General features: G+C 61.6%; 16 protein-coding genes. 8 read left to right on the top strand and 8 right to left on the bottom strand.

Annotation, left to right across the window (positions count from 1 at the left end; translation table 11 throughout):
• The first annotated feature begins 141 nt into the window (after positions 1 to 141).
• Positions 142 to 843, top strand: a complete 702-nt coding sequence (locus tag ACK83U_RS26695; protein ID WP_112603157.1) for a GntR family transcriptional regulator — start codon at positions 142 to 144, stop codon at positions 841 to 843.
• Positions 844 to 968: 125 nt separating this feature from the next.
• Positions 969 to 1,931, top strand: a complete 963-nt coding sequence (locus tag ACK83U_RS26690; protein WP_112603159.1) for a dihydrodipicolinate synthase family protein — start codon at positions 969 to 971, stop codon at positions 1,929 to 1,931.
• Positions 1,932 to 2,007: 76 nt separating this feature from the next.
• Here ACK83U_RS26690 and ACK83U_RS26685 read toward each other — a convergent pair whose 3' ends face one another.
• Positions 2,008 to 3,045, bottom strand: coding sequence for an Ldh family oxidoreductase (locus ACK83U_RS26685; protein WP_112603506.1), 1,038 nt, complete (start codon positions 3,043 to 3,045; stop codon positions 2,008 to 2,010).
• Positions 3,046 to 3,297: 252 nt separating this feature from the next.
• On the opposite strand from ACK83U_RS26685, the gene ACK83U_RS26680 reads away from it, so the two are divergent.
• Entirely contained in the window at positions 3,298 to 4,539 is a 1,242-nt protein-coding gene (locus tag ACK83U_RS26680) for an NAD(P)/FAD-dependent oxidoreductase (protein ID WP_112603161.1), read from the top strand.
• A 107-nt stretch (positions 4,540 to 4,646) separates the two neighbouring features.
• Here ACK83U_RS26680 and ACK83U_RS26675 read toward each other — a convergent pair whose 3' ends face one another.
• Together ACK83U_RS26675 and ACK83U_RS26670 are read right to left on the bottom strand one after the other, a co-directional pair.
• Positions 4,647 to 4,931 (bottom strand): hypothetical protein, encoded by a 285-nt coding sequence (locus ACK83U_RS26675; protein ID WP_112603163.1) that lies wholly within the window; start codon positions 4,929 to 4,931, stop codon positions 4,647 to 4,649.
• Entirely contained in the window at positions 4,931 to 5,728 is a 798-nt protein-coding gene (locus ACK83U_RS26670) for a DUF899 domain-containing protein (protein ID WP_112603165.1), read from the bottom strand. Before ACK83U_RS26670 ends, ACK83U_RS26675 begins: the two co-directional genes overlap by 1 nt.
• Positions 5,729 to 5,848: 120 nt before the next feature.
• Between ACK83U_RS26670 and ACK83U_RS26665 the strand changes: the two genes are divergently transcribed.
• Both ACK83U_RS26665 and ACK83U_RS26660 read left to right on the top strand, forming a co-directional pair.
• A complete protein-coding gene (locus ACK83U_RS26665; RefSeq protein WP_112603167.1) occupies positions 5,849 to 7,069 on the top strand; it encodes a helix-turn-helix domain-containing protein in 1,221 nt (406 codons plus the stop codon).
• A 46-nt stretch (positions 7,070 to 7,115) separates the two neighbouring features.
• Positions 7,116 to 7,748, top strand: a complete 633-nt coding sequence (locus ACK83U_RS26660) for a PQQ-binding-like beta-propeller repeat protein (protein WP_112603169.1) — start codon at positions 7,116 to 7,118, stop codon at positions 7,746 to 7,748.
• A 128-nt stretch (positions 7,749 to 7,876) separates the two neighbouring features.
• Here ACK83U_RS26660 and ACK83U_RS26655 read toward each other — a convergent pair whose 3' ends face one another.
• Positions 7,877 to 8,119: a hypothetical protein gene (locus ACK83U_RS26655; RefSeq protein ID WP_162707988.1), complete on the bottom strand. Its 243-nt coding sequence runs from the start codon at positions 8,117 to 8,119 to the stop codon at positions 7,877 to 7,879.
• Here ACK83U_RS26655 and ACK83U_RS26650 point away from each other — a divergent pair.
• Positions 8,118 to 8,399, top strand: coding sequence for a hypothetical protein (locus tag ACK83U_RS26650; protein WP_112603171.1), 282 nt, complete (start codon positions 8,118 to 8,120; stop codon positions 8,397 to 8,399). The two genes, ACK83U_RS26655 and ACK83U_RS26650, sit on opposite strands and share 2 nt — an antisense overlap.
• Before the next feature lie 122 nt (positions 8,400 to 8,521).
• On the opposite strand, the gene ACK83U_RS26645 is transcribed toward ACK83U_RS26650, so the two are convergent.
• Entirely contained in the window at positions 8,522 to 9,844 is a 1,323-nt protein-coding gene (locus ACK83U_RS26645) for an MFS transporter (RefSeq protein WP_162707989.1), read from the bottom strand.
• A 349-nt stretch (positions 9,845 to 10,193) separates the two neighbouring features.
• On the opposite strand from ACK83U_RS26645, the gene ACK83U_RS26640 reads away from it, so the two are divergent.
• Together ACK83U_RS26640 and ACK83U_RS26635 are read left to right on the top strand one after the other, a co-directional pair.
• On the top strand, positions 10,194 to 11,948 hold the full coding sequence (locus tag ACK83U_RS26640; protein ID WP_412474929.1) for a sensor histidine kinase: 1,755 nt from the start codon (positions 10,194 to 10,196) through the stop codon (positions 11,946 to 11,948).
• Entirely contained in the window at positions 11,945 to 13,249 is a 1,305-nt protein-coding gene (locus ACK83U_RS26635; RefSeq protein ID WP_112603175.1) for a sigma-54-dependent transcriptional regulator, read from the top strand. Before ACK83U_RS26640 ends, ACK83U_RS26635 begins: the two co-directional genes overlap by 4 nt.
• A 42-nt stretch (positions 13,250 to 13,291) precedes the next feature.
• Here ACK83U_RS26635 and copC read toward each other — a convergent pair whose 3' ends face one another.
• The 3 genes from copC to ACK83U_RS26620 all read right to left on the bottom strand — a co-directional run bounded on the left by copC (position 13,292) and on the right by ACK83U_RS26620 (position 14,859).
• Positions 13,292 to 13,660 carry a copper homeostasis periplasmic binding protein CopC gene (gene copC / locus ACK83U_RS26630; protein WP_112603177.1) on the bottom strand — a complete coding sequence of 123 codons (369 nt, stop codon included), beginning with the start codon at positions 13,658 to 13,660 and terminating at the stop codon, positions 13,292 to 13,294.
• A gap of 133 nt (positions 13,661 to 13,793) precedes the next feature.
• Positions 13,794 to 14,390, bottom strand: a complete 597-nt coding sequence (locus tag ACK83U_RS26625; RefSeq protein WP_112603179.1) for an SCO family protein — start codon at positions 14,388 to 14,390, stop codon at positions 13,794 to 13,796.
• Complete coding sequence (locus ACK83U_RS26620; RefSeq protein ID WP_112603181.1) at positions 14,380 to 14,859, bottom strand: copper chaperone PCu(A)C; 480 nt, start codon at positions 14,857 to 14,859, stop codon at positions 14,380 to 14,382. The genes ACK83U_RS26625 and ACK83U_RS26620 overlap by 11 nt, the downstream gene beginning before the upstream one ends.
• Positions 14,860 to 14,882: the final 23 nt, after the last annotated feature.

The raw sequence follows: 14,882 nt of genomic DNA, 5'->3' as shown, positions 1-14,882 counted from the left end.
GTGGTCCGTGAAGACCGCAGCTTGCGGTGCCACTGAATGCGTACGAAGCCGAGTCTCGATTTTTGTGAAGGCTCGCAAGCGCCGTTGATTTACCTGGCAGGCCCCTTTACTTCTCTCGCTGAAAGAAGAGGTCAGCCAGCCATGGATCATGAAACAAGCCTCCGAAACGAGCGCAAGCGCGGCTCCGGCGTAAAGGTGGTCTACGATATCTTGCGCGACGAGATTCTGGATCTGGAGCTGCCGCCGGGCAGCCCCATCGACGAGGTGCAGCTTTCCGAACGTTTCGGCATGTCGCGCACGCCGATCCGTGAAGCCTTGGTGCGGCTGGCGGGCGAGGGGCTGATCGATACGCTGCCCAATCGCTCGACCATGGTGTCGCAGATCGACTTCCTCAACATGCACAGCTATTTCGATGCGCTGGTGCTGATGTATCGGGTCACGACGCAGCTCGCGGCGAAATATCACCGTCCGGAGGATCTGGAAGCCGTGAGGGCTCTCCAGATTGAATTCGCCAATGCCGTCGAAGCGCAGGATGCGCTTGCCATGATCTCGACCAATGCCGCGCTGCATCTTGCGATCGCAGAGGCCGGCCGCAATCCCTATTTCACCAGCCTCTTCTTGCGTTTGCTGAACGAGGGTCGGCGCCTCCTGCGCCTCTATTATCAATCCTATAATGATCGGCTGCCGCGCCGTTTCGTCGAGGAGCACGATGAAATCATAGCCGCGATCGAAGCGCGGAATACCGAACTTGCCGAGCGTCTGGCGCGCGAACATGCCGAACAGATCGTCGGCCAGATCCAGAAACTGCTGATGCGCGAGGAGCGTCTGGACGTCAGTCTTTAGTCTGCATATTTCTTGTCGACAAATTAAATACAAGGCTGTATGAATGCTGCACAGACGGTGAGGCGTGGCGGCGAATGCGGCTGGTTGCCGATCCACTCGAGCCCAAGCCACAAGAGGATAGACAGATGACCGCAAGCATTTTCTCCGGCGTAATCCCTGCCTTGATGACCCCGTGCAAGGCCGATCGCAGCCCCGATTTCGATGCGCTCGTGCGCAAGGGTAAGCAGCTCATTGCCGAGGGCATGTCGGCTGTCGTCTATTGCGGCTCCATGGGCGATTGGCCGCTGCTGACCGATGCGCAGCGCATGGAAGGGGTAGAACGGCTGGCCCAGGCAGGCGTGCCCGTCGTCGTCGGCACCGGTGCCGTGAATACCGCTTCAGCCGTTGCCCATGCTGCGCACGCCCAGAAGGTCGGCGCCAAGGGCCTGATGGTGATCCCCCGCGTGCTGTCGCGCGGCTCGGTGATCGCCGCCCAGAAGGCACATTTCAAGGCGATCCTCTCGGCTGCTCCCGATCTTCCCGCCGTGATCTATAACAGCCCCTATTATGGCTTTGCCACGCGTGCCGATCTGTTCTTTGCACTACGTGCCGAGCATCCGAACCTCGTGGGCTTCAAGGAATTCGGCGGCCCGGCCGATATGCGCTATGCCGCCGAGAACATTACCAGCCGCGACGATGACGTATCGCTCATGATCGGCGTCGATACGGCGGTCTTCCATGGCTTCGTCAATTGCGGCGCGGCCGGCGCAATCACCGGCATCGGCAACGTGCTGCCCAAGGAAGTCATCCATCTCTGCAACCTTGCCCAGGCCGCCGCCAAGGGTGACGTCGACGCGCGCCAGCGGGCGCTCGAGCTGGAGCAGGCGCTTGCCGTCCTGTCTTCTTTCGACGAAGGTCCGGACCTGGTTCTCTTTTTCAAGCACATGATGGTGCTGAAGGGCGACAAGGAGTACGAGCTTCATTTCAATGAAAGCGATGTCTTGAATGATAGCCAGCGCGGCTATGTCGAGGCGCAGTTCAAGCTGTTCAACAGCTGGTACGCCGAGTGGAGCAGGCTTCCCGGCGCCGTGGAAAAGTACAAGGCTTAAGTTCTTACGGACATCAGGCTCAATATGTAAGAGGCCCCGCAGGGCCTCTTTTTTCTGCACATACATTCAACGTCGCTCAGGCCACGGCATCGAGGCCAAGCTCCTCCAGGCGATCGAGCTGGCGGATCTCCTCTGATGTCAGCGGGATACCATCCTTTTCCGCACGAGCGCGAGCGGCGAAACGACGCTGCGAGGGCAAGCGTGCGCCTTGGCCGACGATCGCTTCGAAGAGCGTTTCGGCACGGGCGAGCGGATTTCCTGGTCGGCCCGCCGCGAAGGCTTCTGGCGAGAAGGCGACGATGAGTTCGCCGTGACGTGGCGCAAACGCGGTCGAGCCGAGATAGTCGAGCGCCTCGCGGCTGGTGAAATCGCCGATCATGATGCCAGCCAGAAGTTCGATCATGGTGCCGATCGCCGAACCCTTGTGACCGCCAAACGACAGCATGGCGCCGGCGAGCGCCGCTTCCGGATCGGTCGTCGGCTGACCATCGGTATCTATCGCCCAACCCTCAGGCAAAGGCTTGCCGGCGCGCCGATGCAATTCGATCTCGCCACGCGCCGCAACCGAAGTCGCGAAGTCGAAGACGTAAGGCGGATTGTCGAGGCGCGGCCAGCCGAAGGCGAATGGGTTGGTTCCAAGCAGCGGCGCAGTACCGCCGGCGGGCGCGACGGTGGAATAGCTCGGGCACATGGCAAAGGCGGCAAGGCCGCGCTCCGTCAGCGCTTCCACCTCCGGCCAGAGTGCTGCGAAATGCGTGCAGTCGTTGATGGCAAGTGCAGCAATGCCGAAACGGCGAGCCTGTTCGGCAAGCGCAGGTACGCCGAGCTCGAAGGCGGCATTGGAAAAGCCGCTCCTGGCATCGACGCGAACGATGGCCGAGTCGGCCCGGTGCTCCAATTCGGGCACTGCATCCGGGCGAACCTTGCCCGCCTTGACCGTGCGCAGCACGCCTTCGATGCGATAGATGCCATGCGATTTACAGGCGTCCCGTTCGCCCGCGACGATCGTCCGTGCGATCGCAGCTCCCTGTGGTGCATTGAAGCCGGCTTTGGAAAGGATCAATTCGACGCGGCTTTGCAGTGCAGCGGATGTCAGGGTGGTCACATCGGTCAATTTCGGTTCTCCCTTATTATGCTTGCTTGCATCATAAACATGGAAATTATAAATACAAAAAGAATACAAGAAATCGACAGGTGGATTCGCTGCTTCGTCACGCATTTCGGTTTGCCATAAAACTTGACGATAATTGTTTAACCTATCGATATCCGCGCTTGATCCCATACCGGGAGGAGGGATGCCCATGATCAGCCTGAGACCTGGAACAGCGTTTGCCGGCGGAGCGACGCAGATTGCGGAAATACAGAGATGAGCAGACCGGACGTTATCGTCATCGGGGCCGGCGTGATTGGTCTTTCCGCTGCGATCGCGGCTCAGAAGCGCGGCTTGCAGGTTGTGGTCCTCGATCGCGAGGGACCGGCCGCAGGCGCATCGGCGGGGAATGCCGGCGCTTTCGCCTTCACCGATATCCTGCCGCTTGCCTCTCCGGGTATCTTGAAGAAGGCACCGAAATGGCTCCTCGATCCGCTGGGGCCACTCTCGGTGCCCCCCGCCTATGCGCTGCAGATCGCGCCCTGGATGTTCCGGTTCTGGCGCGCCTGCCAGCCATCCCGCGTCGCTCATTCCATCGCGGCCCAGACAAGCCTCATGGATCTGTCCAAGGCGGAACTGGAGCCTTTTCTGGCTGCCACCGATACGCTCTCGATGCTGCGCAAGGAGGGCAATCTCCAGGTCTATGAAAGCGAGGCGGAATTCCGTGCTTCGCTCCCCGGTTGGGATGCGCGCCGCAATCACGGCATTGAATTCCAGCACCTGAAAGCCGACGAGATGGCGGCGATTCAGCCCGGTTTGGCGTCGCGCTTCACGCTCGGCACCTTCACGCCTGGCTGGTATTCCATTGCCGACCCGAAGCTTTATACGCTGGCGCTGGCCGAGCATTTTCGCAGCCACGGCGGTGTCATCGAGGCGGCTGATATCTCCGCGCTCCGTGCGATCCCCGCGGGTGTCGAGGTGGCGGCGGCAGATGGAAAACTGCGCCAGAGCGGCAAGGTCGTTCTGGCTGCCGGTGCCTTCTCGCATCGCATCGCCAAAACGCTGGGCGAGCGCATCCCGCTTGAGACAGAGCGCGGCTATAACACGACGCTTCCATCCGAAGCCTTCGACCTGCGCACCCAGATAACGTTTGGCGGCCATGGCTTCGTCGTCAGCAAGCTTTCCACCGGCATCCGCGTCGGCGGTGCGGTGGAGCTGGGCGGACTGGAGTTGCCCGCGAATTTTCGCCGCTGCGATGCCATGCTGAAGAAGGCCCGCACTTTCCTGACCGGTCTCAAACCGGAGGGCGGCGTGCAGTGGATGGGCTTCCGGCCGTCGCTGCCGGACAGCCTGCCCGCTATCGGCCAGGCCAGGGGTACGCCGGATGTGATCTATGCCTTCGGCCACGGCCACCTCGGCCTGACCCAATCGGCCGGCACCGCACGCCTGGTCGCCGACCTTTTAACGGGGCAGAGGCCGGCGATCGATCTGGCACCCTTCTCGCCGCAACGTTTCTGACAGAGCCGCAGGCACATGCCTGCCGATCTATTGCGGCAGACGGCGATCGATCCCTCGTTTGCCGTCTGCCGTGGATTTTCTTTCAGACTGGTCAATGCCGCCGGGACTTAGCCCGGCGCGCGAGCGCCATGTTCCTGTCTTGCAAGCAGCCTCAGCCAGGGGCCGCAGTGAAAGAGGCTCATGAGCAGATACATCGGTACCATCCCGCCGAGCATCGAACCGCCTTGCGCCGAGCAGATCATATCGCCGCCCGCACCGTAGGCCGACAGCACGGTCATGAGGGCGAAGCTCGGCGCTGCCGTCACCGCCAGCCATCGGCTGGCGGTGACGGGCAGGTTGGGGGCGGCGAGATGCACGCCGGCCCCTTCATTGCTTTCGGATAGGCGCAACATCAGTTTGCTCCGTACCGATCGTGATGTTTCCACCACACGCCGGTCTCGTTGCGGCCGAGCGGAGCGCGGTCTAGCCACTGATACATGCCCCAGAGCCCGTCCAGCCCGCGGGCATAGGAGGAATAGGTATGATAGACATCTCCGTCCTGCATGGCGAAGGCGCTTACACCAGGCCGGTCACGCGTGTAAGTCGCGATATCCGTCCCCGTCATTGACGCCATCAGTTCAACCGGGCCTTCGCTGCCGCGCAGCTCCCATTGCTGTATCGTCTTGCCCGCCTGAGCATCGAGCATTGGCGGCTCGCGGCGATAATTATATTCGATTTTGCCGCCGCTCTGTTCTTCCGGTGTGAACCAGACATTGAAATCATGGTTGAAATCACTGTTTGCCGAAGAGGCCCAGTCGAAAGTCCAGCCCATGCGCCGCTTGAACTCCTGCAGCTTTTCGAGCGGTGCCCGGGAAATGGCCGAGAAGGCGACGTCGTGATTTTCAAGATGCACGGCGATGCCGTTGAAGCCGTCCGCGATCGACGAGCAGGACGGGCAACCGGCCGTATAATCCGGCCCGAACATGAAATGATAGACGAGAAGCTGCGAGCGCCCCTTGAAGAGGCCCGAGAGCGGGACGACACCCTGCTCGGTCTCGAGACGATAGTCCTTTTCCACCTTCACCCAGGGCAATTCCCGGCGGCGGGCGGCGATCTCGTCGCTGCGCCGCGTCAGCTCCTTTTCCTGCTCCAGCAGGGAAAGTCGTGCCGCAAGCCACTCTTTGCGTGTTCCAGTCGCATGCATCGTCATGGTTGATCTCCTCTTGTCAGCGACATATGTCCTCGTCGGCGCCGCGTCTTGCCTGCCGATGTGCGATACCTTACGGCTGGAGTGCGAAGGGGTGGGAGTTACAAGTGTGACGGGATTTCGATGGACTCACTGATCGTCGCGGCCGCCCAGGCGCTCGCTGCCGGAGATGTGCTGGGGGCGTTGAAGCGCGTTGCACTGCGCGACGATGCTCCGGCGCTGGCGCTTCGCGGCATCGCCATGGCCCAGCTCGGCGATCTCGCCCGCGCCAAGGCGCTCCTGAAGAGCGCGGCGCGCGCCTTCGGTCCGCGCGAGGCCATCGCCCGCGCCCGTTGCGTCGTTGCCGAGGCGGAGATCGCCCTTGTCTCACGCGACCTGGGCTGGCCGGAAAAGGCGCTGGAGACGGCGCGGGCCGCTCTCGAAAAACATGGCGACCGCATCAACGCCGCTCATGCCCGCAATCTGCAGATACGCCGCCTTCTGCTCATCGGTCATCTGGACGCGGCGGAGCGCTTGCTGGCGAAGCTCGACCCATCGCCGTTGCCTCCCGCCGCAAGGGCAAGCCACGAACTGGCGGTTGCCGGCATTGCCATCCGCCGCCTGCGTATCGAGCCGGCACGTGCCGCCCTGATACGCGCGGCGGAAGCGGCACAGAGGGCAGGAATCTCAGCACTCATCGTCGAGGTGCAGGATGCGGCGCGCATACTCGACGAGCCAGCCGCGCGCCTGGTGGCTAAAGAAGGCGAAAGACCCTTGTCGCTGGATGAGGTCGAGGCGCTTCTGGCGTCCGATGCCTTGGTCGTGGACGCCTGTCGCAACGTCGTGCGCCGCGCCGGAGACATCATATCGCTTGCGAGTCGGCCCGTGCTTTTTGCCCTTGCGCGCCTGCTCGCTGAAGCGGCTCCTGCTGACGCGCCGCGGGCGCTTTTGCTTTCCCGCGCATTCGGCGCCCGCCATGCCGACGAATCCCACAGGGCGCGGCTGCGTGTCGAGGTCGGCAGGCTACGCGCGGCCCTGGAGCCGCTCGCAGAGATCAGGGCGACGGCGGAAGGTTTCGTGCTGACGCCTCGGCTGCCAGGTGATGTCGTCGTGCTGGCACCACCGGTCGAGGTCGAGCATGCCTCCGTGCTTGCCCTGCTTTCGGATGGCGAGGCTTGGTCGAGTTCGGCACTGTCGATTGCCCTGTCGACAAGTCCGCGTACCGTGCAGCGTGCGCTCGACGCGCTTGCGGCGGCAGGGATGGTGCAAAGCGTTGGCAACGGACGGGCCTGTCGCTGGATGATGCCGCCCGTCGTCGGCTTCCCGACAACATTGTTACTCCCCGGACCGCTGCCGAGCGATTAGGCTTCTTATTATCGACACTCAACCGATCCCGACGGGAGGAGGAAGCATGAAAAAGTCCCAAGCGGAAATCATTCGCGAATACGGCCCCTTCGACAACGCGCCGCGCGTAAACGGCGTCACCTTCGACGGCCAGCACGTCTGGTTCGCCTCCGGCGAGAAGCTGCACGCGCTGAACCCCGAAAGCGGCGAGCAAGTGCGCACGATCGACGTTGCCTCGCACGCCGGCACCGCCTTCGATGGCCGCTACCTCTACCAGATCGCCGAAGACCAGATTCATAAGGTCGACCCGAAAACCGGCAAGATACTCTCCACGATACCGGCGCCCGGCCATGGCGGCGATTCAGGCCTTGCCTGGAGCGAGGGCAGCCTGTGGGTCGGGCAGCATCGCGGCCGCAAGATCTATGAAATCGATCCCGAAACGGGCGCCATCCGGCGCACCATCGAATCCAACCGCATCGTTACGGGCGTGACATGGGTGGATGGCGAGTTATGGCACGGCACCTGGGAGGGCGACGAAAGCGACGTCCGCCGTGTTGATCCGGTGACCGGCGAGGTTTTGGAGCGGCTGGAAATGCCCGAGGGTACCGGCGTTTCCGGCCTGGAATCCGATGGCAAGGGCCGCTTCTACGCCGGTGGTGGCGGCAGCGGCAAACTGCGGGCGATCCGCCGTCCGCGTTGAGCGGTTTGCAGTGGAGATATCTTGTGTCCGGGGCCGGACGATCGGCCCCGGACATGTCGTTTTAGGAAGAGCAGACTTACGCCTCTGGCTCAAACGATTGCATCCGGACCACGCTGGATAGCGCAGCTTTAAAACTCATTGAGCATAGGCAGGGCTTCAGGCTGGGTCCTGCGAGCGCCGATATCCCATCTCATGTATGGTGAACCAACAGCAATGCCATGCGTTTCCAACATGGAAGCCATGCCTTGCTGCTTCGCGCGCTCATCGCCATATTTCTCACTTACCAATCGCATTCCAATCATTTCCACGTTGTGAGCCGCGCCGATACCGACCGATGCCGTGGGCAATCGTGCGCGCCAAGGAGAAGCCATGAATGAGATCGCGAAAAGTCTTGGTGAAATGAACCTGCAGGAGCGGGCCGATCTTATGGCAGCCGTTGCGGATGTACTGCAAGCCACTGCCGAAGAGGCCGAGGAGGACGGCGATACGCTTGCCGTCACCAATTCCCTGTTTCTGGCTTGCAATCTTCGCGGCTGTTCGTCCGATCTCGGCCCGAATGATCTGAAAGCAGCCGAACTGCTGCTGGAGCAGGGGATTACTTTCATTCACCTGCTGAGCGGACGCAAGAAAAGCCGCGGGCTGGTGCACTGACGGTTGCGACCGTCGAAGGTCCGTGGACTGCTAAAAGCCTTAGGCGGAACATCACGGATGTCCCGCCCTTCCTGTCTGGTTGTGCTTGTGTCGGCAGAAATCTTTTCGCCGCGCCTGCTATCTCAATCTTCCTGGATGGCGCTGTCTCGGGCCGTATCCCGCATGAAGAGATAGACGATCAGCGAAATGCCGATCATCGCCGTCACGTACCAGTAGAAACCCTGTTCCCAGCCACTGCTCTTGAATTTCAGCGCCACAAATTCGGCTGTGCCGCCGAAGAGCGTATTGGCGAGGGCATAGGGCAACGCGACGCCGAGAGCTCGGATATGGGCAGGAAACAGCTCCGCCTTCACGACCGCATTGATCGATGTGTAGCCGGTGACGATGACCAATGCGCCCATGACCAGCAGGCCGGCAATGAGAGGATCTTTCGTGGTTTCGAGCGCCGAGAAGATCGGATAGGTAAACAGCACGCCGCAAAGGCCGAAGCCGATCATCAGCGGCTTGCGGCCGATCTTGTCGGAGAGCCCGCCCGCAATCGGCTGCAGCAGCATGAAGATGAACAGCGTGATTGCGTTGATCTCGCTCGACGTTTCCCGGCTGAACCCGGAGGTGTTGACCAGGAATTTCTGCATGTAGATCGAATAGGCGTAGAAGGCGAGCGTGCCGCCGGCCGTCAGCAGCATGACCAGCGCGGTTTCCTTGGGGTGGCGGGTGATGAGCATCCAGAAGCCGGATTTCTGTGTATCGCTCGCGCGCACATTTTTGAAGCTTTCGGTTTCGGCTAGGCCGCGCCGCAGCCAGAAAACCACGACTGCAAGCGCTGCTCCCATGAAGAAGGGAATGCGCCATCCCCAGGCGTTCAACGCTTCGGTCGTCATCACGGCCTGCAACAGGATCAAGAGCGCGATTGCAAGAAGCTGGCCGGATATCAGCGTGACGTACTGAAAGGATGAGAAGAAGCCGCGGCGCTGGCGGCCGGCCATTTCGGAAAGATAGGTTGCCGAAGCGCCGTACTCGCCACCGACGGAGAGGCCCTGCATCAGGCGAGCGAGGACCAGAAGTGCCGGTGCCACAACGCCGATGGTTTCATATCCCGGCGTTAGCGCGATAATCAGCGACCCCGCGCACATCAGCGTCACCGAAAGGGCGAGGCCGGCTTTGCGGCCTTTGCGGTCGGCATACAGCCCCATGATCCAGGCGCCGATCGGCCGCATGACGAAACCCACTGCAAAAACCGCTGCCGAATTCAACAACTGCGCGGTCTGGTCGCCGGCGGGGAAGAAATGCGGTGCGAAATAGAGCGCGAAGGCCGCATAGACATACCAGTCGAACCATTCGACGAGATTGCCGGTGGAGCCGCCGATGATCGATTTCAGACGTTGACGCCGCGCGGCTGCTTCCGTCGCTGCCGTCGTCGTGATGGGATCCAGTGTATTCAGCATTGTTCCTCTCCTCCCGTTCTTGCTTCGGATCGTCGTTACGCAGCGATGGCTCTGCACACGACGGGTTCGCCAGGGAAGGCCTCGCGCATTCGGGTTGCTGGCGGCCGCTATCAAGGCGGTATCCGCAATGCCATTATCTGGCCAACAGCCGACTGTTGTGCGTATTGAAGGTCCACTCTCCCAGTGGCGCTATTGATATGTGAGGAAAGCGCGGCGCACGAGGTTTGAAGCCCACTCAGGATATTCTATTGATATATTTCATTTTTCTCAGAATGAGATCGTCGCTCTTGGAAAACTTCGCGCAAGATTCTGCATGGCTATTTCGCGGTTTGTGCAATATTCTGCACAAATGAACGGAACAGGTCTGAAGCGAATTGTGCTGCTGGTGGTGGCCGGTTTAGCCGCTGCCGCGGGCATTTGGTACGCGGCGCTTTCACTTTCCCGTCAGGACGCTCTCAGGCGGCTGGATGCGGAGGCGAGCGGCCTTACGGTCCAGCATATCCGCCTGCTCGACAGTGAGCTGGCGCGCTTCCGGCTTCTTCCAATCGTGCTCGGCGAATATCGCGATCTTGGTGAGGCGCTCGCGAGCCCCACAACGGATGCCGCCCGCCGACTTGACGACAAGCTTGGCTTTCTGGCGCGGGAAACTGGCGCCTATATCATCTATCTCGTCGATCAGAAGGGGCTTGTCATTTCCGCGTCGAATGCGGGGACCGAAGACAGTTTTGTCGGCAAGAACTTCAGCTTCCGTCCCTATTTTTCCGAGGCGCTGAAAGACGGCACGGCGGAATATTACGGCGCTGGAGCCATCAGCGGCCGGCCGGGCTTGTTTCTTGCCCGCAGGGTCGGCGATGCCGCCGCTCCGGCGGGAGTCGTCGTGGTCAAATTCGAGTTCGACGCGGTGTCGCGGATCTGGGCGAACGATCGCGGAAAAACGTTTGTCGTCGACGAACATCAGATCATCCTTGCCGCATCCGACCCGTCACAGGTGCTGACGACCCTTGCACCTCTGTCGCCTGAAGTCCGGGCCAGCATCGCCGCAAGCGGCCAATATCGCGACGCCGCCCTTGCGCAGGGGAATTATCACGCCGAGGAGGCCGGTCGCATACGCGATCCGCGAGGCCGGATCATGATCGCTGCGGAGCAGCCGGTGGCCGGGACGCATCTGCGTCTCCTGCATCTTCTCGACACCCGCGCGGCGCTACAGGAGGCGCAGGCGCAGGCCTGGCTGCTGGCTTTGCCCGTCATTGTCGGTTTGGCAGTCATCGTCGCCGCGATCTGGTGGCGGATGACCCGAGCGGCCAGGGCAGCGGACGATCGGCGAGCACTTGAGGAGGCCGTCGCCGCACGCACGGTCGAGCTGCACGACGAGATGGCTGAACGTGCGCGCGCCGAGGATCGATATCGCGATGCCCGTGAGGAACTTGCCCAGGCGAACCGGCTTGCTTCCGTCGGTTCGATCACGGCGGGGTTGATGCATGAGATCAACCAACCTGTCGCGACCATCCGCACTCTCGCCGAGAATGCGCGCCACCATCTCGCGGCCAATCGCCTCGATCGCGTCGGCGCCAATCTGGATGCCGCGGTCGAAGTGACGGCGCGCATCGGCACGATCACGCAGGAGATGCGGCGTTTTTCACGCAGGGGGCGGCGTGCAGCCGGAGCGGAACCGCTCGATGCCATCATCGCCGGTGCCTTACTGCTGGTGGGGAATCGGTTTCGCAAAGCCGGCGTGCGGCTGGAGCTGCCGGGGCAGGGCCAGCCCCATGTGCTTGCCGAGCGGGTGCGGCTGGAGCAAGTCATCGTCAATCTGCTGCAGAACGCTATCGATGCGGTTGCCGGTATCGAGGATCCGCATGTTGCTCTGCTCGTCGACGCTGCCGGAAAGGATATGGTGAAACTGACCGTCGCCGATAATGGTCCCGGTATCGATCCGGCACTGGCAAAGGAAATATTCCGTCCGTTCGTTACCGGCAAGCCCGATGGACTTGGTCTCGGGCTCGGGATTGCCCAGGATATTATGAATGATCTCGGCGGATCATTGACCATCGGCCCTTCGCCGCTCGGTGGCGCGGCTTTCGTAATGACGGTGAGGCGAGCATGACCCTGGAAGCGTCGCAGAAAGTTCTTCTGGTCGAGGATGACGGCCCCTTCAATGCCGCACTTACGGATTCCTTCGCCATAGCGGGCTTCGACGTGGAGACGCATGGTGACGGGCAATCGGCGCTGGCAAGCCTTGCAACCGCACTGCCCGGCGTGATCGTCAGCGATATCCGTCTGCCGCGCATCGATGGGCACGATCTGCTGGAAGCCGTGCTGGCGCGCGATCCGGACTTGCCCGTTATCCTGATGACTGGCCACGGTGATATCGCCATGGCTGTCGGGGCGCTGAAACAGGGCGCTTATGATTTCATTGCCAAGCCCTTTGCTACCGATCATCTGATCGCATCGGTGCGCCGGGCGCTGGAAACGCGCCGCCTGGTGCTGGAAAACCGGCGTTTGCGGCAGGCGGCTGCCGAGGCGGAGGATGCATCGCCGCTTCTCGGCCAGACGACGGTTATGGCACGGTTGCGCGAAACGATCCGCCAGGTCGCAAACGCCGATGTGGATGTTCTGATCGAAGGCGAAACCGGGACCGGCAAGGAGCTCGTGGCCCGGCTCATTCACCGCTGGAGCAGGCGGCGTGCCCGCAGTTTCGTCGCGGTGGATTGTGCCGCCTTGCCGGACGCGATCGCCGACGAGGCTCTGTTCGGAAACCGCGTTCGGCGCGGACGCATTGCCGAGGCAGATCGCGGCACGCTGTTTCTCGACGAGATCGACAGCATGTCGCCCATGCTGCAGGGACGGCTTCTGCGTGTCGCCGAGGAACGCGAGCTGCCTTCGGCAAGCGGCGAGCCGACCCCTGTCGATCTCCGCATTGTCGCTGCCACCAAAAGCGATCTGCACGCTGCAGTCGCCGATGGCCTTTTTCGCGCCGATCTGCTCTATCGGCTGGAAACCGTGAGAATCCGCATTCCGCCGCTGCGGGAGCGCCGCGCCGATATCGGCCTATTGTTCAGCGCCTTCCTCGACGAGGCCGCCCGCCTGCACGGCGTGCCGCGTCCGCCCATCGATGCCGCGATGGAGACACGGTTTCTGACACACGATTGGCCGGGCAATGTCCGGGAGCTGCGTAACTATGCGACCCAAGCGGCGCTAGGCCTCTCCTCCGTTCGCAGTCAGCCCGCGCCGGAGCTTGGCCTCTCCGAGCAGATGGATCACTTCGAGGCAAACATTCTACGGGCCACGCTGGAACGCTTCGAAGGGGATATTGCCGAAGTCGCGCAGGCGCTCAGACTGCCGCGCCGCAGTCTCTATGCACGCCTGCAGCGCCACGGCATCAATCCGTCCGCCTATCGCAAGTAAGTTAGCTTGCGCACCGATGGTTGCCGGCAGTTTCCAGGCCGTTCAAGGCGCTATGGTGAAACTATAGTTCCCGTTGGTCTTGTGGCCATCCGTAGAGAGCACATGCCATTCGACCGTGTACTTCCCTGGCGCAAGCTTGTCGGCTACCGGCACCATGAGCGTGGTGCCGCTATTCATCAGCATGGCCTCACCGGTCTTGATGGTTGCCTTGTCAGGCCCGGTTATCTTAATGCCGCTGAATTTCACATTGAGACCTTCCGAGAAGGTCAGGTCGAGCTCCGACGGGGCGCTCTTGACCAAGCCGTCGGCCGCCGGAACGGCGGATTTCAGATGGGCATGGGCCATAGCCTGGCCGGCAAGGGCGATACTGATTGCAGTTGCAGCGAGAAGCAGTTTCTTGATAGGGGGCATTTGATTTCCTTATCATGTTGGTGATCCGGGGAAAGCCCGCGGATCGTGTGATGGCGATCGGTCGATCACCGATATCCGTTGCCGCAAGGGCCGACGGAATTCCCATTCCCGGAGCCGATTACGCACCCCGGAATTAATTCTGTTGCAGCAGATTTCGGATCTTCTGCAGGGCGACATCGGTATTTTCCTGGTAGGCGATCGTACCCCTGAGATTGCCGTCGGCATCGACGAGCAGTACGGACGCCGTGTGGTCCATGGTGTATCCGCCGTCCGGGCTGGGCACCTTTTTGGCATAGATGCGCCAGCCTTTGATCGCCTTCTGCATTTCACCGGGATCGCCCGTGATGCCGATAATCCGGTCGGTGAAATTGCCGGTGTAGCTATGCATGATCTCCGGCGTATCGCGCTCTGGATCGAGGGTGAAGAAATAGGCCTTCAACCCGTCGGCTTGAGGTCCGAGCGTCTTGAACCAGCCCGCCATATCGTAGAGCGTCGTCGGGCAGACGTCGGGGCAATGCGTATAGCCGAAATAGACAAGCGAGGGATGACCCGACAGGGCTTTTTCGGTGATGGGTTCACCGCGATCGTCCGTCAGCGTGAAGGCTGCACCGAAGCTGCCGGCCGCCCGGACCTTGGGCGTCATGAGGAAGGTTGCGTAGCCGATGGCACCAGCGCCGACGATAAGCGCCAGGGCGACGGCCGTTGCCGCAAAGCGTCGTCTATTTGACATGGGATGCCTCCTTGTTTGCCGCGATCGATCCGACGCGAAAATCGATTTCGGCCGTACCGGCTTTTTCGAATTTGAGCGATGTCCTCACCGTCTGGCCCTGAAGGAAGGGCGTGGCGACCTTCATGAACATGAGGTGGTAGCCGCCGGGTTTGAGCTCGATGGTCTTGCCGGCCGGTATTGCTAGGCCGCCGGCAAGCTCGCGCATGATCATCACGTCATTGTCCATCTTCATCTCGTGAATCTGGACCGTTGCGGCGCGCGGTGAACTCGCTGCCATCAGCCGGTCGTCGGTGCCTCCCGTATTCGTGATGGTCATATAACCGCCGCCGACGGGAGCTCCCGGCACCATGGCGCGAACATAGGGTGCGGAAATGGTGAGGTTGCCGATTTTGACATCGTCGGCGGAAGCGAGAGAGGAAGACAGGAATGCCAGCCCGAAAGCAGCGAGGGCAGAGATGGGTTTCTGCATGATCGATATCCTTGATCCGGAGA

This window comes from Rhizobium sp. WW22 (genome assembly GCF_047041135.1).
Classification (GTDB): domain Bacteria; phylum Pseudomonadota; class Alphaproteobacteria; order Rhizobiales; family Rhizobiaceae; genus Rhizobium.
This window is presented reverse-complemented; position numbering and strand designations above follow the sequence as displayed.

Excerpts from the sequence above, each read along its gene's own strand:
- ACK83U_RS26695 (WP_112603157.1), top strand. The coding sequence starts at position 142 with ATGGATCATGAAACAAGCCTCCGAAACGAGCGCAAGCGCGGCTCCGGC.
- ACK83U_RS26690 (WP_112603159.1), top strand. The coding sequence starts at position 969 with ATGACCGCAAGCATTTTCTCCGGCGTAATCCCTGCCTTGATGACCCCG.
- ACK83U_RS26680 (WP_112603161.1), top strand. The coding sequence starts at position 3,298 with ATGAGCAGACCGGACGTTATCGTCATCGGGGCCGGCGTGATTGGTCTT.
- ACK83U_RS26675 (WP_112603163.1), bottom strand. The coding sequence starts at position 4,931 with ATGTTGCGCCTATCCGAAAGCAATGAAGGGGCCGGCGTGCATCTCGCC.
- ACK83U_RS26670 (WP_112603165.1), bottom strand. The coding sequence starts at position 5,728 with ATGACGATGCATGCGACTGGAACACGCAAAGAGTGGCTTGCGGCACGA.
- ACK83U_RS26665 (WP_112603167.1), top strand. The coding sequence starts at position 5,849 with ATGGACTCACTGATCGTCGCGGCCGCCCAGGCGCTCGCTGCCGGAGAT.
- ACK83U_RS26660 (WP_112603169.1), top strand. The coding sequence starts at position 7,116 with ATGAAAAAGTCCCAAGCGGAAATCATTCGCGAATACGGCCCCTTCGAC.
- ACK83U_RS26650 (WP_112603171.1), top strand. The coding sequence starts at position 8,118 with ATGAATGAGATCGCGAAAAGTCTTGGTGAAATGAACCTGCAGGAGCGG.
- ACK83U_RS26655 (WP_162707988.1), bottom strand. The coding sequence starts at position 8,119 with ATGGCTTCTCCTTGGCGCGCACGATTGCCCACGGCATCGGTCGGTATC.
- ACK83U_RS26645 (WP_162707989.1), bottom strand. The coding sequence starts at position 9,844 with ATGCTGAATACACTGGATCCCATCACGACGACGGCAGCGACGGAAGCA.
- ACK83U_RS26640 (WP_412474929.1), top strand. The coding sequence starts at position 10,194 with ATGAACGGAACAGGTCTGAAGCGAATTGTGCTGCTGGTGGTGGCCGGT.
- ACK83U_RS26635 (WP_112603175.1), top strand. The coding sequence starts at position 11,945 with ATGACCCTGGAAGCGTCGCAGAAAGTTCTTCTGGTCGAGGATGACGGC.
- copC (WP_112603177.1), bottom strand. The coding sequence starts at position 13,660 with ATGCCCCCTATCAAGAAACTGCTTCTCGCTGCAACTGCAATCAGTATC.
- ACK83U_RS26625 (WP_112603179.1), bottom strand. The coding sequence starts at position 14,390 with ATGTCAAATAGACGACGCTTTGCGGCAACGGCCGTCGCCCTGGCGCTT.
- ACK83U_RS26620 (WP_112603181.1), bottom strand. The coding sequence starts at position 14,859 with ATGCAGAAACCCATCTCTGCCCTCGCTGCTTTCGGGCTGGCATTCCTG.